General features: G+C 68.4%; 18 protein-coding genes and 1 pseudogene. 7 read left to right on the top strand and 12 right to left on the bottom strand.

All coding sequences use genetic code 11. From position 1 onward, the window contains the following. The first annotated feature begins 325 nt into the window (after window positions 1-325). Window positions 326-1,309 (top strand): endo alpha-1,4 polygalactosaminidase, encoded by a 984-nt coding sequence (locus ACZ466_RS40695; RefSeq protein WP_378292447.1) that lies wholly within the window; start codon window positions 326-328, stop codon window positions 1,307-1,309. A gap of 591 nt (window positions 1,310-1,900) precedes the next feature. On the opposite strand, the gene ACZ466_RS40690 is transcribed toward ACZ466_RS40695, so the two are convergent. Continuing rightward, a complete protein-coding gene (locus ACZ466_RS40690) occupies window positions 1,901-2,815 on the bottom strand; it encodes a LysR family transcriptional regulator (RefSeq protein ID WP_378292449.1) in 915 nt (304 codons plus the stop codon). A 107-nt stretch (window positions 2,816-2,922) separates the two neighbouring features. On the opposite strand from ACZ466_RS40690, the gene wrbA reads away from it, so the two are divergent. Continuing rightward, a complete protein-coding gene (wrbA, locus tag ACZ466_RS40685; protein ID WP_378292451.1) occupies window positions 2,923-3,534 on the top strand; it encodes an NAD(P)H:quinone oxidoreductase in 612 nt (203 codons plus the stop codon). A gap of 336 nt (window positions 3,535-3,870) precedes the next feature. On the opposite strand, the gene ACZ466_RS40680 is transcribed toward wrbA, so the two are convergent. Further along, window positions 3,871-4,050 (bottom strand): hypothetical protein, encoded by a 180-nt coding sequence (locus tag ACZ466_RS40680; protein ID WP_378292453.1) that lies wholly within the window; start codon window positions 4,048-4,050, stop codon window positions 3,871-3,873. Window positions 4,051-4,439: 389 nt separating this feature from the next. Then, window positions 4,440-4,589, bottom strand: coding sequence for a hypothetical protein (locus ACZ466_RS40675; protein WP_378292456.1), 150 nt, complete (start codon window positions 4,587-4,589; stop codon window positions 4,440-4,442). Window positions 4,590-4,831: 242 nt separating this feature from the next. Here ACZ466_RS40675 and ACZ466_RS40670 point away from each other — a divergent pair, with 242 nt between their 5' ends. After that, window positions 4,832-6,145, top strand: a complete 1,314-nt coding sequence (locus tag ACZ466_RS40670) for an MFS transporter (RefSeq protein ID WP_378292458.1) — start codon at window positions 4,832-4,834, stop codon at window positions 6,143-6,145. A gap of 401 nt (window positions 6,146-6,546) precedes the next feature. Here ACZ466_RS40670 and ACZ466_RS40665 read toward each other — a convergent pair. Together ACZ466_RS40665 and ACZ466_RS40660 are read right to left on the bottom strand one after the other, a co-directional pair. Next, a pseudogene (locus tag ACZ466_RS40665) lies at window positions 6,547-6,633 on the bottom strand (SAM-dependent methyltransferase); the annotation flags it as partial. Between the two features lie 807 nt (window positions 6,634-7,440). Beyond that, window positions 7,441-7,998 carry a YbhB/YbcL family Raf kinase inhibitor-like protein gene (locus tag ACZ466_RS40660; protein WP_378292460.1) on the bottom strand — a complete coding sequence of 186 codons (558 nt, stop codon included), beginning with the start codon at window positions 7,996-7,998 and terminating at the stop codon, window positions 7,441-7,443. A 205-nt stretch (window positions 7,999-8,203) separates the two neighbouring features. On the opposite strand from ACZ466_RS40660, the gene ACZ466_RS40655 reads away from it, so the two are divergent. Both ACZ466_RS40655 and ACZ466_RS40650 read left to right on the top strand, forming a co-directional pair. Then, window positions 8,204-8,530, top strand: coding sequence for a BlaI/MecI/CopY family transcriptional regulator (locus ACZ466_RS40655; RefSeq protein WP_378292462.1), 327 nt, complete (start codon window positions 8,204-8,206; stop codon window positions 8,528-8,530). Next, window positions 8,527-9,423 carry a M48 family metalloprotease gene (locus ACZ466_RS40650; protein ID WP_378292464.1) on the top strand — a complete coding sequence of 299 codons (897 nt, stop codon included), beginning with the start codon at window positions 8,527-8,529 and terminating at the stop codon, window positions 9,421-9,423. The genes ACZ466_RS40655 and ACZ466_RS40650 overlap by 4 nt, the downstream gene beginning before the upstream one ends. 104 nt (window positions 9,424-9,527) lie before the next feature. On the opposite strand, the gene ACZ466_RS40645 is transcribed toward ACZ466_RS40650, so the two are convergent. After that, entirely contained in the window at window positions 9,528-9,983 is a 456-nt protein-coding gene (locus ACZ466_RS40645; RefSeq protein ID WP_378292466.1) for a tellurite resistance TerB family protein, read from the bottom strand. Window positions 9,984-10,115: 132 nt separating this feature from the next. Between ACZ466_RS40645 and ACZ466_RS40640 the strand changes: the two genes are divergently transcribed. Next, a complete protein-coding gene (locus ACZ466_RS40640; RefSeq protein ID WP_378292469.1) occupies window positions 10,116-10,691 on the top strand; it encodes a TerD family protein in 576 nt (191 codons plus the stop codon). Window positions 10,692-11,023: 332 nt separating this feature from the next. Here the strand turns inward: ACZ466_RS40640 and ACZ466_RS40635 are convergent, their stop codons facing one another. From ACZ466_RS40635 to ACZ466_RS40615, 5 genes are all read right to left on the bottom strand, one after another. Beyond that, entirely contained in the window at window positions 11,024-12,121 is a 1,098-nt protein-coding gene (locus ACZ466_RS40635; RefSeq protein WP_378292471.1) for a sporulation protein, read from the bottom strand. Window positions 12,122-12,426: 305 nt separating this feature from the next. Next, window positions 12,427-13,170 carry a TerD family protein gene (locus ACZ466_RS40630; RefSeq protein WP_378292473.1) on the bottom strand — a complete coding sequence of 248 codons (744 nt, stop codon included), beginning with the start codon at window positions 13,168-13,170 and terminating at the stop codon, window positions 12,427-12,429. Between the two features lie 413 nt (window positions 13,171-13,583). Next, a complete protein-coding gene (locus tag ACZ466_RS40625) occupies window positions 13,584-14,465 on the bottom strand; it encodes a M56 family metallopeptidase (protein WP_378292475.1) in 882 nt (293 codons plus the stop codon). Next, window positions 14,462-14,836: a BlaI/MecI/CopY family transcriptional regulator gene (locus ACZ466_RS40620; RefSeq protein WP_378292477.1), complete on the bottom strand. Its 375-nt coding sequence runs from the start codon at window positions 14,834-14,836 to the stop codon at window positions 14,462-14,464. Before ACZ466_RS40620 ends, ACZ466_RS40625 begins: the two co-directional genes overlap by 4 nt. Before the next feature lie 482 nt (window positions 14,837-15,318). Then, entirely contained in the window at window positions 15,319-15,954 is a 636-nt protein-coding gene (locus ACZ466_RS40615; protein WP_378292479.1) for a BlaI/MecI/CopY family transcriptional regulator, read from the bottom strand. Window positions 15,955-16,127: 173 nt separating this feature from the next. Between ACZ466_RS40615 and ACZ466_RS40610 the strand changes: the two genes are divergently transcribed. Next, window positions 16,128-16,697 (top strand): TerD family protein, encoded by a 570-nt coding sequence (locus ACZ466_RS40610; RefSeq protein ID WP_378292481.1) that lies wholly within the window; start codon window positions 16,128-16,130, stop codon window positions 16,695-16,697. Between the two features lie 576 nt (window positions 16,698-17,273). Here ACZ466_RS40610 and ACZ466_RS40605 read toward each other — a convergent pair. Next, the gene (locus ACZ466_RS40605; RefSeq protein WP_464041873.1) at window positions 17,274-18,305 is read right to left on the bottom strand and encodes an SDR family oxidoreductase; all 1,032 of its coding nucleotides are present in this window, start codon (window positions 18,303-18,305) and stop codon (window positions 17,274-17,276) included. Between the last annotated feature and the right edge of the window lie 7 nt (window positions 18,306-18,312).

Below are 18,312 nucleotides of genomic sequence, written 5' to 3'. Positions count from 1 at the left end.
CAAGATCCACCAAACCCCTGGACAACCAGCCCACAGGCCTAACTACCCGGCATTGGACCTAGCCGCCGTCCTTGATGCCGCCCGCAGCGACCAGGCGGTCGTTTACGGCGCGACATACGGCAGCTATCTGGCCCAGGTGTTCGGAGTGTGGCACCCGGACCGGGTCGCCGGAATGGTGCTCAACTCACCAATGCAGTCGGCCGACGACGTCGAGGCCGTCCGCGCCCACCGTCGGGAGCTTCTCTTGACGGGGCCGGGCCATGCGGCGACGGCTGCGGAGGCGGGCCGCGGGTGAATCATGATCTCGGATGTCAATGGAGGCGAGATGTTGATCAAGGCCGCTGGGGGTGGGCTGGTCCGAGCTTTCACCGGGGTTCTGGTGCTGCTCGCGGCGGTCTTGACGGGATGCGGGCCGGGCGGAGATCCGCCTTCGCAGCGCCCTGCCCCGACGAGTTGGTGGAAACCCGAACCCGGGCAGTTCTCGAACTGGGATTGGCAGATCGACGAGCCCTACGATCTGAGTGCGCGCCGCGACATGTACGACCTGGACCTCTTCGATCTGGCCCCGGCGGGCTCGCAACTCCGCTATCGCGACGGTGAGGCGATCGACCTTCCGCCGGGGCCGCTGGCCGGAATGATCGACGTGCTGCACGCCCGGGTCCCCCGGCCGGTGGTGATCTGTTATCTCGACACCGGCGCGTACGAGCACTACCGGCCTGACGCGCCGAGGTTTCCCGGGCACCGTGCACACGCCACGGAGATACCGGACCGGCCGGAGCCACCGAAACCGGGTTCGGTCATCGGCTGGAACACCGGCTGGGAGGAGGAACGGTGGCTCGACATCCGGAAGGCCTCACGCGGAGCCTTCGCCGAGATCATCTGGGCCCGGCTGGACCTGGCCAGACGGATCGGCTGTGACGGCGTGGAGCCGGATCAGAACAACCTGCTCGGCAACGCCCCCGGGTTCGCCGTCACATTGGCCGACCAGCTGTCCTGGTACCGCGAGGTCGCCGCCCAGGCACACAGGCGGGGCCTGTCGGTCGGGATGAAGAACGGTCATGACCAGCGTGGAGCCGCCGCCGCGCTGGTCGATGTCTTCGACTGGGCCCTGCCCGAAGAATGCGCCGAGCACGGCGAGTGCGCGGAACTCGAGGTGTTCATCAAACGGGGCAAGGCGGTCTTCGCCGTCGACTACGAAGGCTCGGTCGATCCGGCGACGGCCTGCCGGGCGCACCGCCGCCACGGTTTCGATGGGCTCATCAAGGACGAGCCGCCCACCGCCCGCCACCGCCGGCAATGCAGCCGCTGACCACAGAACTGATCTTGTACCGCGATCTCCAAGTCGTCGAAAGACTTGCCGAAGAACACCCTGCACTTCCCGGGGTCATATGCATGTCCGGAACGACTTCGGAACCTGGCCGAGTGCGCCTGCAACTCTGCCACTGCGGGATGGCCGGGCCAGTAGGCGATGGGATCTCGGCGTTCTCGGCCGTCCTGTCAAACCGTGGGAGCGGCTGCGCTCTGGACGGGGCCATCACTCGACCCATTCCGAGCCCCGGCACGAAGCCGGAAGGCTTCGATTCCTGCTGTGAGGGCGCGGACCGCTGGCTTCCCGCTGAGTATGGGTTCGCGACGGCGCAGCCGGGCGATGGCGATCACCTCGGCCGCGATGTGGTTCCGCCGAGCTCGCTCAAGCGGGGCGTCCATGCGGGAGAGTTCGGCTGTGCGAGCGCGCCGACGGCGGCATCACGGTCTCCTCGACCTACCCACGGGCCGTCGTCGCCGCCCAGGGCTCCTTCGGAGCCCGTCCCCCGTCGACCAGACGAGTGGTCACTGATGCTCCTGGGATCTGTGGCACGCCCGCCCGCTTGAGTATCTCTAGTGGGACTCGTAGGCACGTTCAAGGGTGGTTGGGAGTCTCGCCGAGCACGTCCCGCGCGGCGTGTGCGAACGCGTCAACTCGGGCGTTGGATTTGCTGGTAAGCCACGCCAACGCCGTCTGCGAGCGCGGGATTCCTTCGATCGGCACGAAGGCCACACCGGGATAGCGGTAATGCTCGGCGAAAGAAGTGATGGTGATGTGCACGACCTTACCGAGCGCGACGAGCGGGAGAAGTTCACTCATCGTGTGGACGGCTCGCCGCGGAATGAGTCGGCCGGCGGGTGTGCGCGGAGGAATGAACGCGTCCATCAGTTCGGCGGGTATTCGCGGCATGACCGTCACCGTGACGCCGGCGAGGTCCTCCGCCGTCACATCGGTGCGGCGCGCGAAGGGGTGGTCGACGGCCACGGCGAGCAGCCGGGCCTCGTCGGTGATCACTGGTCCGATGGTCAGGTCGGGCGCGGAGTTCGGCAGCCTCAGCACGACCGCGTCGCCCTGGCCGGACCGCAGCCATTCGAGCTGCGATTCGATGGCGACCTCACGGACCACCACGCGGCAAGCCGGATGGCGGGCCTCGAATGTGCGGACGATGTCGGTCAGATGGGGGCCACTGTAAGTGGGCGGGTCGAGCATGCCCAGGTGGAATGTTCCTGCCACGCCGCGGGTCGCATCCTGCGCCGCGCGTAAGGCGGACACGAGCGCTTCGTGCGCGGGGTGAAGCGAATCCCGCAACTGGATGCCCAGCGGGGTGAGGCCGACTCGCCGACTGGTGCGGTCGAACAGCTGCCCGCCAAGCCGGGACTCCAGCGCGCGAATGGACTGGCTGACGCGTGAAGGAGTGAGCCCCACCTTTTCCGCGGCACGCCCGAAATGCAGTTCCTCGGCTACGGCGAGGAACGTGCGGATCTCACGCAACTCGATCCCGTCGACCATGTAGCGACTCTACATGGTGCCGGAAGGAATGTGTTCTTGATAGGCCTGTCCGCGCCCGGTGACGATGGTCGCGTCGGATCGTCATGGGCTCGGAAGGAGTCTGAATCATGGTTGCTCGGATTGCCGTCGTCTACTATTCCGCGACCGGAAACGTGCATGGCATCGCGCGGTCGTTCGCCGAAGGAGCCGCCGAGACAGGCGCCGATGTCCGGCTGCTGCGCGTGGCGGAGACCGCGCCGGCGCATGCCGTCGAGCGCAACCCCGACTGGCGAGCACATTTGGACGCCACCGCCCACCTGCCACTGGCCACACTGGATGACCTGGTGTGGGCCGACGGATACGCCGTCGGCACCCCTACCCGGTTCGGTAACGTTGCCGCCCAATTGAAGAGCTACCTGGACACCACGGGTGGGATCTGGGAGGCCGGCCATCTCGCCGGCAAGCCGTTCACCGCGTTCACCAGTACCGGGGAGCGCCACGGCGGGCAGGAGTCGACGCTCCTCGCGCTCTACAACGTGGCCTATCACTGGGGCTCGGTCATTCTTCCCACCGGCTATGTGGACTACGACATCATTCACGCGGCCGGCGGCAATCCCTACGGGATCAGTAACGTCTCCGGCGACGGCGAGCCGACCAAGGATCAGCTGCGCGCCGCGCACTTCCAGGGTGGTCGGCTCGCCCGCGTCGCCGCCGCACTGGCGCCGCTGCGCGTCGCCTAGGCCAAAGGAGTCTCAATGACCGAGTCAAGCCGGTCGCGTCACCGGTGGGGCGGAGGTGAACGTTCCTCTGTCACGCGGCATCGCCCGCACCACATCGACGCGGCGGCGCGCGAGCGGCATGACCACCTGGTCGTGTACGCGCTCTTCAGAGCGTTTGAGTAGGTAGTCGTTGCGGGCTGCGCCGGGACGCATCCAGGCGGTCTTGGCCGCTTTGAGGAAGAGGCGCCGCTATCGCCGGTCGTAGTTCTTCGGACGGTGCAGACTGCCGTGACGCCGAACCGATTCGCGTGGAGCCGAGGCCAGGTTCTGCGTGGGCGGCCAGACGCCTGCGTCGGGCTACCTCGACAGGTCACCCACGATCGCGATGGACTCGGTCCCCAGGATCGGCCCCATGCCGGGCAGGGAACCGATGATCTCGACGCGCGGGTTGGCGTGGAAGCCCTCACAGGTATGCCCGTCGATGTCCTTGAGCCGCGCGTCCAGGTCCAGCGGACGGGGCGCCGACTCGCGCTCCAACGCCGCAAGCCCGCCTCTGCCCCGGCAGACCGGTGTGCTGGGCTTGGACGACGGCCATGGCCGCGATCCGGGCGCCGCGCTTCGTGCGGCGCTTCAGCCAGGCGCCGTCAGGCACTCGACGCCGACACGGCGCACCCCGGACGGAGTCTGGTACGCGGTCGGCATGATGATCCGCCCTTGGCGACCTAGTGGTCGAAGCGCAGGCTGATGCCCTGCAACCAGCCGGACTTGGTCGGCGATCAGATCGGCGCGGTGACCGGCCACCAGCCGCAGCTGGTGACCGGTTCGGCGGGCGGGGCCAGCGGGTCAAATCAAGGCGCATCTGGGCGGTGTCGGCGATGTCTACCCCTCACCGCAGTTGGCCCTCCGGTTCGCCTTGCGGGCCGGAATCAAGGCCACGCCCGGCCTTGGGCAACCAGCAGCGTGGCGGCCGTGCCAGCGATGTCCGCCGCCCACACCGCCTGGTCGGGCAGTTCGACGGCGGTGCCGATCAGCTCCAGAATCGCGGCCTCGTCATTGACGACCTTGTGCGAAGACACCAGGACGACCGTCCGGTGGTGATACCGGCCCAGACCCGTGTCCTTGCCTCGTGCGAGTGTCCTGCTCCATTCTGCATCGTCGTGGTCTACGGAGCACTCCGCCGCCAAGTCCCTGATCAGCGCTGCCCGCAGCGGTCGAAGCGTTCTGGAAGATCGGGCGGCCATTCCTTGCAAACCGCCGACGGCAAACCGCCATCAGCCGCACCCGGTCCCCGAGACCACCAACCCTTTTAGGGAACATCATGCGAACTAAGCCCCAACACGCCGATGTGTTCTCGCCCCCTGTTCTCTGCCTCGCGGTAAGCGCGTTCGTCATGGGCACCGCCGAGTTCGTCATCACAGGTCTCCTGCCCGACGTCGCGGCCGGCCTCGGCACCTCACTCTCGGCAACGGGCATGCTGATCTCGGCGTACGCGCTGGCGATCGTCGTGGGCGGCCCCGTCTTCGTGGCGATCGGCACGCGACTGCCGCGGCGCCGACTGCTCATGTCCGCCGCGACGGTGTTCGTCATCGGCAACGTGTGCGCGGCACTCGCTCCGAGCTTCCCCGCGCTGGTGGCGAGCCGCGTCCTCAGTGCCCTCGGGCAGGGAGCGTTCCTGCCGATCGCAACGGTGGTCGCCGCGGAACTGGTCGCCCCGCGACATCGATCCCGCGCGATCGCGCTCGTGTTCGCCGGAGGAACGGCGGCCAATGTGGCCGGCACCCCCCTGGGCACACTGCTGGGGCAACAACTCGGCTGGCGGGTCACGTTCTGGGCGGTTGCCGGGCTCGCCGCAGCGGCCCTCGTCCTGAGCCGGGCCACCCTGCCGGTCAGCCCACCACCGGCGACCCCGCCCACCCTGCGCACTGAGCTCGGCGCTTTCGGCCGAGCGCAGGTCTGGTTCACGCTGACGATCGGCATGGCCGCCTTCGGCGGTCTGTTCGCCATGCTGACCTACGTCACGCCGCTGCTCACCTCGGTCAGCGGCTTCACCGAGTCCGCCGTCGCGCCCCTGCTCGCCCTCTTCGGGCTCGGGCTTCTCGTCGGCAACGCGCTCGGCGGGTGGGTCGGCGAGCACGCCCCGCTACGTGCGCTCGGGGTGGCCCTCGCCGTCCTCGCGGCCGGCCTCACCACCCTCGCCGCCGGCGCATCCCACCCCCTGCTCGCGGCATCGGCATTGGCCCTGGTCGGTGCCGCCGCCTTCGCGGTCGTCGCACCGTTCCTGACCAGGCTCGTCGACCAGGCCGTCGAGGCGCCGCTGCTCGCCGCCGCAGCCGGCGGCTCGGCGGTCAATCTCGGAGCCGCGGTCGGCTCCCACCTGGGCGGCATGTCGCTGCCTCACCTTGGTTTTGTCGGGCCGCCCACGGTCGGGGCGGTCATTGCATCGGCCGGGCTGGTCGTCGTTGTCGGCGCCGTGGTCCACTCCCACTGGAAGGAGCGTGAGAACAGCGGCTCTGTCGCTCTTCCGGCAGTAACGGAAAACCAACCTCCGAGAGAAGGACGCGGTGGCACCGAAGGTGAAAACCGGCTCGGCCGTACAACCGTGCGCCCCGGTCAAGCCGCAGACCGCGGATGAACGAGTGCAAACGGGGCAAGTCCCCTCCTTCCACACTGTCCTTACCCGACGAGTACAGGATCACCGCCCTGCGCTACTTCGTGCTCAATGCCACCGGCCACAAGAGCCACGCAACGCCGCTTCGCCCCGACTCGGCAACCCGCAGGTGGACGGGTGGGTCACGACGTCCGTCTCGGCTGTGTACGGGGGTCCGGCGGAAGGCCCAGGACTCCGGCGGCCGGGAGACCAGCGCCGATCATCGCCAGCAGCGCGGCGGCATTGCGAGGTGACTGGCCATGATGCTCCTCCTGTTCGGTTCCAGGGCGAGGCGAAGCGGCGGAGCACGAACACCGCGCACTGGTTCGACATCTCCGCCGCCCGCCGCGACCTGGAGCGGGCGTCGGCGCTGATCTGGTCACGCCCCCGGAACTGGTGTTCACCAGCAGCGCGCGGGCGTGCACCAGCACCAGCGGGTCGTTGTCCACGTGCACGACCTTCGACTCGGGGGACCACGTCCACCAGGTAGTACTCGCCCAGGGTCGTTCGGCTGGCCGATACAACGACCAGCATCGTCGTACCGCCGGCGAGTACCGTGACACGCCACTTGGCGGCCAGGCCCACGCTGATCACGAAGGTGTTGCACGTCACGTGCCCGCTCGGGTAGGCCCAATCCTGGGGGGCACCGGCGGCCCCGGACGCCGAAAGGCCACCTGCAGGCGCAGTGTGGCGAGGCAGACCGCGAGCAACACCCCGCACCGTGGGAGGCCGCCACAACAAGCCGACCACGGTGGCCGTCAAAACGGCGATGTCGGCTAGCGTTCCGACGTCGTCTCAGGCCGCGAGTACAGGTGGCCGACGATCCAGGAGTCCAGTGGAGGAACGCGATCGCCGCGGCGCGAGATCTATCAGGTACCTGCCGGAGGTGTTCACGAGTGGCCCTGACCCAGGGTGATGTGGCCGACTTTGAGTCGCTTCCCGCAGCGGGTGTGATCGTTTCCCAGATCGAGGCATCGGCGAGGTGTCTGGTTATTGCGCGTCTGGTCGAACATCCGGCGGCAGGCGCCATGTGCCCGCTGTGCGGCCGTTTGATAGATCATCAGGGTTGGGCGTCAGTCACTGATGTCGGAGGCGCTTGACCTTGGGCGCGGCGGCCGACGGCGAACTCGCCGCGAGCAGGTCCTCTTTGACGCGTTCGGGGCCGGGCTTTCATGCCAGGTTGAACGTCGGCCAAGCGGTCGGAAGGTCGTGATCGAGGCTCACGTGCCGCTGTGTTCGGGGTCTGCAGGCCTGTGACCCGGTCTTTTGTGTACCGGTCTCTACCGCCATCCAGGTGGCTCGAATGTCCCGATGATGCGGCCGCGGCCCACCGTTTTCTCGGCGATGGCGGCCAGCCCCTCCCGAAGCGGAGCCCCATGTGCCAAGGCGACCCGCTCACTGAGCGCGTAGACCGTGAAGCGATAGCGGTGCCGCTCACCTCTGGGCGGGCACGGCGCGACATAGTCGGTCCCGTCACTGGTGTTCAGTGACTCCACGGCCTTGGCGGGCCTGGCGCCCTCGATGACTTGGCTGGTGTTCCCATCGATGTTGGCGACGACCCAGCTCACGTACCCGCCGGTCGAGGTGTCCAGGACGTCGGCCACGATCGCGAACGCGGTGGTCGTGCCCGGCGGGGCGCCTGACCACCGCAGCGGCGGGGTCTGGCCGGACCCGCCGTACGCAGCGCACGCGTACCGCGCGGGCAGGGCCTGGGTGTCCGCGAACGCCGGACTGGTCACGGTGAGTTCCGCGGTCTCCACACTTCCGAACAGCGCGGAGTCAGTGAGCCCGCATCCACCCGCCAGCATCGCCGCCCACGTCAGGGCGGCCCCCCTCATCAGCGCATGTGGACGCACCCGTCCCCGGCCGGTGACCGGACGAGGTCTCCGCCACGTCATCGGGAACCGATGATCAGGTGCGGTCGCATGTGGTCACCACCTCGGACGTAGGGCATAGTCTCCAAGCGAGGTTATTATTACATTAGTAGTAGCGTAGGGGTTGAGACTCTTGAGGCGGAGAGCGCTTGGACAACTGGAGTCGGAGGTGCTCGCGGCGCTGGCGGCGCTGGGCGGCACGGCCGGAACGGCGGAACTGCAGGCCCGGCTGGAGGGGCATTCCGCGTACACCACGGTCAACACGATCCTGTTCCGGCTTCACGAGAAGGGGCTGGTCACCCGCGCCCGCGTGGGACGCCACTACCGGTACCGGCTCGCCGTCGACGAGTCCGAGCTCGTGGCCGACAGGATGCACGACCATCTGCGGCACGCCAGCGATCCGGGCACCGCGCTGAGCCGGTTCGTCCAGGCGCTCAGCAACGACGAGGCGCGCAAGCTGCGCGAGATCCTCAACCGATCAGGAGATGCGGAGTGAACTGGTTCACCTTCCTTCCCGTCGTCCTCATGGCGGCGCTGAGCATGACCCTCGGCAGGGTGCCGTTACCGCTGCACCCCACCTGGTCGGCGCGGCTGCTGGCCACCACCGGCGCGATGACCGTCATGGCGGTGCTCGGCACCGGCGTCTTCCTCACGGTCAACTACGGCGCGACACTCGCTCCCGGCGCCGCCGCCCACATGCCCGAGTGGGCGTTGTTCGGGGACGACACCCCCGTCCCGGCCATGGCGGGGATACCCGCGACCCTGCTGACCGTCGCCGGCGTCCTGGTCATGACCCATCGGGTGGTCCGGCTGGTGACCGACCTTCGCACCGCCCAGTCGGAGGCGCAGAAGCCGCTGGAGACGGCGGTCCCGATAGCCGTCGCAGTACCCGGACGCCGCGGGGGCGTGCTGCTGTCACGAGGGCTCCTGAACGCCCTGACCCCCAAGGAGCTCCAGGTCGTCTTCGAGCACGAACGCTCCCACCTGCGACATCATCATCATCGTTATCTGGCGGCCGGCGTCATGGCCGCGACGCTCCTCCCTCCCCTGAGGCCGCTTGACGGGAGACTGCGCCTGGTGGTGGAGCGGTGGGCCGACGAGGACGCAGCGGAGGCCATCGGCGACCGCGCCCTCGTCGCCCGCACGATCGCCAAGGTCGCCTTGGCCCAGTCACCGGGGGATGTCTCCGAGCCGACGACCGCCTTCGCCCAGTCCGGTGTCGTCCAGCGTGTGGAGGCACTGCTGGGACGCCCGCCCGCCAAGAACACCGTCAGCGGTCCGCTGCTGTTCGCCGGCAACGGCTTCCTCACCAGTTCGCTGACCGCCGCCACCCTGCATCTCGACCACGCGATCACCTCCACCCTGCTGGCCGTGCTCGCACTCAGGTGAATCCCCACCGCGGCCGGGGGCGTTGAGTCAACGCCGGGCGCGGACTGATCAGCGTTCCAGGACGTGACGACGGTGACGCATCGGCCGAGCGCGGTTCACCGGTCTCACAGGTCGAATTCCGCCGGTTGCAGGCCCACGACGAAGCACGCCTCACGGACGACGGCCTTCTCGGTGTCGTCGAAGTCGCCGTCGGCGCCACCGATGATGATGCCGATCTGGATGACGGCCCTGGCCTCGGACGGGTTCTTCTTCACCCTGCCGATGTCCTGGAGGACCGAGACCTTGCCGAAGGCGAAGTCGGCGGTGAGCTTGGACACGTAATCGTTGAAGCGGTGCTGCAGGTCATCGGCCGGGAAGTTCTGCAGCACCTCGTTGCCGGCGATGAGGGACGCGGTCCGCTGCCTCTCGGAGGGATCGACACTGCCGTCGGCTGCCGCGACCAAGGCGCACATCGCCATGCTGGCATCTCGGAACGCTCCGCTCTTCAGTTCGTTCTTCTTACTGAGAAGCTGCGACTGCATCTGCTGCGTGGACTCGCGCAGTTTCTTCCACAGAGCCATCGGACTCTCCTCCCGTGACGTGTCCGGCTTCCTGGAGCCTAACTGATCTGCTACAAGTGTAGTAGCACATCGGGCGGCCCGGCCGGCACGGCCGGTGAGCCACCGAACAGCCGATACGGAAGGAAACACAGCATGGGCGTCAGCCTGTCCAAGGGCGGCAACGTCTCCCTGACCAAGGAGGCGCCGGGACTCTCGGCGATCACTGTGGGACTCGGCTGGGACGTGCGCAGCACGACCGGCGCCGACTTCGACCTGGACGCCAGCGCACTGCTGCTGGACGAGTCGGGCAAGGTGCCCTCCAACCAGCACTTCGTGTTCTTCAACAACCTGCGCAGCCCGGACGGTTCCGTGGAGCACACCGGCGACAACCTCACCGGGGAAGGAGAAGGGGACGACGAGCAGATCAAGGTGAACCTGACGGCGGTTCCGGCCGAGGTCGCACGCATCACCTTCCCGGTATCGATCCATGAGGCCGACGCACGCGGGCAGAACTTCGGCCAGGTGCGCAACGCCTTCATCCGCGTCGTCAACCAGGCCGACGGCACCGAACTGGCCCGCTACGACCTCACCGAGGACGCTTCCACCGAGACCGCCATGGTCTTCGGCGAGCTCTACCGCAACGGCGCCGAGTGGAAGTTCCGCGCCATCGGCCAGGGGTACGCCTCAGGTCTGTCGGGAGTGGTCAAGGACTTCGGCGTCGACGCCTGATCCCAGCCGCACACCCACGTTCGGCCCGCCGTCCAAGTGCGACGTGGATGCGAAAACACGCACGATCCCCTGCTCAGCGCCTGTTCAGCCCTCACGCGCATGCGCGGGCAGCGACGACGGAGGCACGCCTCCTCCTGGAGGATCGGGACTCTCCAGGAGGAGGCATCGATTCCTACGCGCACGAGCGGGCGGGCGTCCGGACGTCCACGACGTCGCGCCGGTGAAGTGACGGCAGCGGCCATCCTCACCGCTGCGCCGACCGCACGCCTATCCACATCCGGATCGACAACTCACGTCGCCCGCCGCCGCGGCACATGCCACTCAGAACGAGTTCACTCCTCCTCGAAGCTCTCGGTGGCTTCCTCGTAGGCCTGCTCGTAAGCGTCCTCGTAAGCGTCCTCGACCGCTTCCTCCACCGCCTGCTCGTAGACGGCGGCCTGGTAGGCGTTCGCGGCCGCGGCGTCGGCTTCCGCCGCCGCATCCTCGTCGCCGTCCTCATCGTCATCGTCGTCCACCAGTTCGTTGACGACCGCCCCGGCCACGAACCCGGCCGCCACGCCGCCCACGGCACCGGCGGCGACCCCGCCCCAGCCCGGTCCATGACCGTGATCCCCATGACCGTGCTGGTCGTGGTGGTGGACATCGTGGCCCCCATGGTGCCGGCTCGTCACAGCCTGCAGCCAGCGTTCCAGCTCGTGCTCCCATGCCAGGTGCAGGGCCTCCCCGTGTGCTACATGGAACCGCCCGAACACGTCGTCCCCCTCGGAGAACACGGTTTCCGACCGGTCGGCCTCCAGGATCACCGCGAGCTCGTGCGGGCTCGCGACGAAGGTGAGCTCCACCTCCTCGATCCGCCCCGCGTAGTGCGGCGGGGCGAGGAACTCAATCTCCTGGTAGAAGGGGAGTTGCTGGTGGACGCCGGCAATGTGCCCCTGCTCGACGTCGGCGCTCTTGAACGCGAACCCCAGAGCCCCGAAAGCGTCCAAGACCCGCTGCTGGGAGGGCAGCGGGTACACCGAGAGCGAATCAAGGTCACCCGTGTCGGCAGCCCCCGCGACCCGGAGCTCCGTGCGAACCCCGACACCACACCCGTGCAGATGCTGACCGTAGAGGTCGGTGAGAGGCAGCTCCCACGGCAAGGGCATCTGAAAGGGAATCGCCTGGTACTGCCCGGCCCCCAGCAGGAAGGCGTCCGTGATCGCGCCGCGGTGGAACTCGCGGACGCCCTCCCCCTCATGATCCTCGTGCTCGTACTCCACCACGGTGGCGAGGCTCAGATCGAGCCCGTGCACGTGGACGTCGTGCTCTCCGCCCTGAAGGCGCACTTCCCCGGACAGGTACTCGCCTGGGCGGCACATCGAGACCGCCGGCACGGTCTCGATGGAGGGCCCGCCCACACCGAAGGCACCCAGCAACTGCTTGAACACCATGGAGGTTCTCTTCTCATGTTCTGTTGTCAGAGCGCGGCGGCACCGGCGGCACCATGATGAGCCGACGCGCACATTTTCTACTACAGTTGTAGCAGAAACGTTGGTCTCCGACCGTGTCCTCCCCGCGACCGCAGACGACAAGGCCGGCGCTCTCCCCCGCCACGCCAGCGAACTCTGGCCCACTCGCTACGCCGCGGCCGGCTCCGATCCGGCTGGATCCCCCGTCAACGGTCTCCACCGGGGACACGCCCTTCCAGGTACGGAGCGGAGGCGTTGAGCACGAAGCCGGGCCCTCCAGTCAGTGCTCAAGGTCGTGTCACGCAGGCCGGGCGTGGCAGCGCACCGCCTAAAACCCATGCATGGTGCCCTTGCTGCCGACCGCACCGCTGGAGTCCTTGGTGCCTGCGATGGGAAGCTCCGGTAACGAGAGCGCCGGGGGAAAGCAGGCGATCGATAGCGTTAACCAGCCTCAAGGGCGCCTGCCACACGGCCTGGTCGACTGCGTTCGGGAGACCGTCCAAGCCGTGGGCGCGGGCGATGCCGACCAGACCACTGGTATATCCCTGCCCCAGAGCGCGAAAGCGCCAATGCCCTGCCCGCCGGTACACCTGAGCGAAAACCAGGGCGATCTGGGTAGAGAAGTCTTCGCAAAGGTCATAACGCACCATTTCGTCATCCGTGATCGCGTCCAGGACTCGGATGAAGGCGCGGCGGACATCACCGAAGGAGCAGCCACGCCGAGAGGCTTCGTCGAACCACCCCACGAAGTACATTTCGGCAGTGGCCGCCGACAGCGCGTCCAAGCCGACGTGGAACCGCAGCCCCACAGGGAGGCCGACGGCGCCGCCGGGGGTCCCGGCGTACATGGGGCTCATCGGGTGCCATCCGACCGGCGGATCGTCACCGTCTCCGACCACCAGCGCCGCCCCCTCGAACGGGGCATCGCGACCGGGTGCCGCGACCAGCCCACCCATTTCGATCAGCAACGCCCCGGGGGCGGCACCGCCGTACAATTCCACGCTGCGCCCCTTGTGCAGGGTGAGCCCCACCGGCACTCCCAGGCAAATTATTACATGTGTAGTAGTTTGAGGGTAGACCCTCAGGGTCGCAGACGCGATCACCATCCTGATCGCGCGGTGAGATTCAGCGCCGTGTGCCTTCTATCAGCCCACCTCATCGTCAGCCCGAATGCTGTACGCCGCAGGCCACCTGACGCGGTCCCTTCACGGCGGCTCGGATGCGAGGCCATATCGGCAACGGACGCCGTGCGAGCAGGACTTTGTTCGGGACGCGCGCCGTTCCCGATCTCGCCGATCCACCCGTGCGTCGCGACGAGGTGACCGGCCCGGCCGAAGGCGTCATCAACCTGTGCGTCTCCCGCGTATCCGCCTGGTTCGAGGGCGATCAGCGGCGTAATCGCCAGTGGCCTCCGGGATCACTCGCGGATGCGCAGGGAGGCCTTTCACAGGATGGGCAGTCCGAGGGCGTGGTCGAGTTGCCAGGCGGCCGAGGCCAGCAGGCCGGCGCCGAGGCCCGCGCCCATGAGGATGACCGGCCCGGCGACGGAGTTCTTGTCGGGCGCAGCGGTCAGCAGCGCTTGCACACGCTGGACGACGCCCGAATCGGCGAACGTGGGAAGGGGCGGCGTGGCGGAGTCGGCCGAGGAGCGGGCCAGGGCGACCTGGGCGATGGTGCGGGCCACGAGCTTCCGGTCGCCGACGGCTTCGGCGGCGTCCTCGTCGGCCCACCGCTCCAGGGAGAAACGCAGCCGTGCGTTCAGGCGCCGCAGCGGCGGGAGGGTGCCCGCGGCCAGCGCGCCGAGCGCCAGGTACCGGTAGTGGCGGTGGCGCAGGTGGGACGCCTCGTGCTCGAACACCACCCGCAACTGTGACCGGTCCAGCCTGCGTAGCAGGCCGCGCGACACCAGAACCCCGCCATCGCGCCCGGGCACGGCGACCGCCAGCGGGACATCGGACTCCACCACCCCTTGCGAGGTTTGCTGGGCGTGGCGGACCTCGGCCGCCCAGCGGGCCGACAGTTTGGCCACGGTCAGGGCGCTCAGGCACGTCAGGACGATGACCGGAACACCGAGAACCGCGTGCACGGGCTGATCGTCCCCGAACAGCGCCCATTCGGGCAGCCGCTCGGCCGCATGCGGGAACAGCGTCGCGGCGTAGTTGATGGAGATGAAGACCAGGGTCCCGATGGTGGCGGCCATCGCGCTGACCGCGGCGGTCAGCAGCAGCCGGGCCGACCAGGCCGGGTGCAACGGCAGCGGCACCACCCCCAGGGCCACGGCGACCACGAGCGCCATGACCGCGGGCAGGAAGGTCAGCCAGATCACGCGGTCTCTCCAGATCGGGGCTGGGGTTTGTCCAGGACGGCGCGCAGGGCCTCTTCTTCCTCTGCGGTCAGGTTCTGCACGAACCGGCTCAGCACACTGGACAGGTCGCTGGCATGGCGGAGATGGTCTCGCATGCGGTCGGCCACCAGCCGGGACTGGTCCACGGCCAGCCTGTACAGGTAGTGGCGCCCCTGACGCTCACGGGTGACCAGGCGCTTGGCGTGCAATCGGAACAAGATGGTGTTGATGGTGGTGTAGGCGGGCTCGCCCGGAATCTGCTCCCGCAACTCGGCGGCGCTGACGGGGTCGACGGCCGCGGCGAGCGCGGCCAGTACCTCGGCCTCCAGTTGTCCCAGTTGCCGTCGCGTCACCCGACTGCACCTCCATAGTTCCCGATCGCGTCCGCCGCAGCCGGCCTCACAACGGCCACACCGAACACAAGCCTAATCACGCGACGGCGTCACTCGGAGCGCATCATCAGGGACGGTGACGGCGTGAGCAAAGGGCACAGATCAAGGGGGTGTTTCAATCTCGCGGGCCGGGGTGTCAGATGAAGGATGGACTTCGCGCTGGTCGCAGTGCCGGTGTTACTGAAGCGGTGTTCGCAGGCGGCGGGTTCGCTGCGGCAGCTTTCGAGCTCACGGAGGTCGCGCGGAAGCGGCCGACCGCCGAAGCTGAGCCCGTCCCCGGCCTGCCGACCCGACAGAAGTCACGGACTCTGATGGGCCAAGGAGACGGGGGGCGGCAAGCCCGAATGAGGTGCGGGTAGGGGCGGCGGTCCTCAGGAGCCGACCGTCGTACCTGTGCAGGGCGCGGCGTCATGCGGCGGCACCGCCCGCCCCGATGACGAGAGTCAGGTGAGCTCGTCTTCGCTGAGCACACAACGCAGGAGGCGTTCCTCCTCGGGACTCAGGGATCGAACGAAATGGTTCAGTGCGTCCCAGGGATCGCTGGCGTAGCGCAGGTGGCCGCACATCCGATCGGCGACCAGTCCCGGCTCGTCGACCACCGCCTGGTAGACGAAACACCGCCCCCGCCGCGTCCGGGACACCATTCGCTTGCCGTGCAAGCGGGCCAGTACCGTGCTGACGGTGGTGTAGGCAGGTTCGCCGGACACTCGAGCCTGCACGTCGGCCGGCGACAACTCCCCCTCGGCACCGGCGAGCACCGCCAGCACCTCGGCTTCCAGTTGTCCGAGCGGCCTGCGAACCGCAGATGAACTCTTCACTACCAAACCATGCCGCAATGGGGTGGAACCTAACCATAACCCGCTTACGCCCGCCCCCGAAACGTGCATGACAGCCGACGGGCACCGTGATGAGAGAAGGTCGAACCGACCGATCACGCTCAGTTCGACGGCCGACCGGCGATCCGGCAACGACACCGAGGCACAACCGGCGGGCAACCGCCCACCCTCCACCTGGAATGTCAACCGTCCCACCGCCCGGCGATGACGTGCGCAGGCCGCCGCGACGTCCGCGAGCACCATGTGGACCTCACCCGCACGGCGGCCTTACATCACCGGAACCTTTCTGCTACAAGTGTAGTAGCAGGGCGGTCACGGTGGAAGCGAAGGCCTCCGGGCCGGACGGATCCCGCCGGGCGAAAGATCTAGCGTGTCCGGCGCCAAGGCCGGCTCGCCGAAGGTGAGGGGTAGCGACCGTGTCGGTGTCGTTGGTGAAAGGCCAGAAGATCTCGCTGGACAAGTCCGGGAGCGGCCTCAGTCGTGTACGGATGGGCCTGGGCTGGGACGCGATCAAGAAGAAGGGCCTGTTCGGCAAGCGCGACCAGGAGATCGATCTGGACGCCTCCTGCGTGCTGTTCGCCGGCGACGGCATCGCGGACGTGATCTATTTCGGCAAGCTGACCAGCGAGGACGGCTCGGTGCGGCACACCGGGGACAACCTCACCGGAGAGGGCGACGGCGACGACGAGTCGGTGATCGTGGATCTGAGCGCGGTGCCCGCGCACGTGACCTCGCTGGTGTTCACGGTCAGCTCGTTCAGCGGCCAGACCTTCAACGAGGTCGAGAACGCCTTCTGCCGTCTGGTCGACGAGACCACCAATGCCGAGATGGCCCGGTTCACCCTCACGGGCGGCGGCACCCACACCGCCATGGTCATGTCCAGGCTCTACCGGCACGACTCGGCCTGGAAGATGAGCGCCATCGGTGAGCCCTGCGAGGGGCGCACCCTGAAGGACATGCTGCCCGCGATCGCCGCGCACGCCTAGGTCGGCACAGGCCGATCGAAGGGCCGGTCGGGCCGCTCGCGGGCATCGTTCCGCCCGGCCACGGTCAGCTTTCGGCCAGGACGATCACCGCGCCGTCGGCGGCGAGCGTGAGTGGTGCGCTCTTGTCAGGGTTGAGGACCGCCACCGGTCCCCCAGGGCACGTTCGCCGCGGCGGCCGCGGGCTTGAGGTAGATCTCCGAGCCCTCGGAATCGAGCAGGTCCATGTAGACCTCATGCAAGTGCCGGTCCTCGCTGTGCTGGGTCAGCACCTGGTTGATCGGCTTCTCGCTGACGATGCAGTAGGGCTCGGCGCGCTCGGGGATGCCCGGCGTCGGTCGGCACGATGACGTGCCGACCGACGTCCAGGCCCTCCAAGGGCGTGCGGTCGGCGGGATCGCGACGCTGGATCCAGCCAGGATCGCTCGGCCAACTGGGCACCGCCGCTGGTGGACGGGCGGTCTAGGTGACCGTGGGGTGAGATGCCGAGCAGGGTGTTCACCCGGTAGTGGCCGACCGCAGACGGGCACCGGGCGGCGCGCTGCGGTCGCACGTCCCGACAGGCAGTCGCCTGCCCCGTCAGCGGAGTGGCTTCAGAAACGTCGTTTTGATCCAACGCCGCGGGTTGATCGGCTCCGAGGCAGGAGACGGGCTTCGGGGCCGACCTCGGCGATGGCGCGGGCGCCAGGTCTGTGCGGCCAGCAGCAGGCTGCGCGGTTTGGCCCGGTCGTCGAAGCGGCCGTGCGCGCCGTGGTCGCGGTCGGTGTCGCGTGGTTCCCAGAGGTTGCCGGGCTTGTGCGGTGCCTCTGGTTCGCTGGTCTCCTGGGAGCGGTATCCGGCGCGGCCGAGGTAGCGGTCGAGGAGGCCGGGAATGATCTTTTCGGCGAGCAGTGTGGCGACGGTGGAGCCGCCGACCCAGCGTTCGCGGCGGCGCGGGTGGTCGGCGGCGTGGACGATGGCGCGGGCGGCGACCTCGGGCTGGTAGATGGGCGGCACCGGTTGCGCGCGTCGTGGCAGGCGCGAGCGCACCCAGTCGAACTGCGGGGTGTTGAGCGCGGGCAGTTGCACCATGGTCACCTTGACCTTGCTTCCGTCGTGCAGGAGTTCGGTGCGCAGGGATTCGGTGAAGCCCTCGATGGCGTGCTTGGCGCCGCAGTACGCCGATTGCAGCGGGATGCCGCGGTAGGCCAGGGCGGAGCCGACCTGGACGATGACTCCGGTGTCACGCGGTTTCATCCGGGCGAGCGCGGCGCGGGTGCCGTTGACCGTGCCCAGGTAGGTGACCTCGGTGGCCCGGCGGTACTCCTCGGGCGTGACCTGGTCGAAGGGCGCGAAGACGCCGGTGAACGCGTTGTTCACCCAGGCATCGATGGGGCCGAGTTCGCGTTCGACGCGTTCGGCCGCCGACTCCACCTGGGACGGGTCGGCGACGTCCACGGTCAGTGGCAGGGCGGTGCCGCCCAGTTTCTCCACGTCGGCGGCCGCGGCCTCCAGCCCGGCGCGGCCGCGGGCGAGCAGCGCGACGCGGGCCCCGCGCGCGGCGAAGGCGCGGGCGGTGGCCCGCCCGACCCCCGCGCTGGCACCCGTCACGACGACGACCTGATTGCGCACTGTTTCC

The organism is Actinomadura rugatobispora (genome assembly GCF_055379765.1).
The sequence above is the reverse complement of the archived record's forward strand: the minus strand, read 5'-3'. Positions and strand labels throughout refer to the sequence as shown.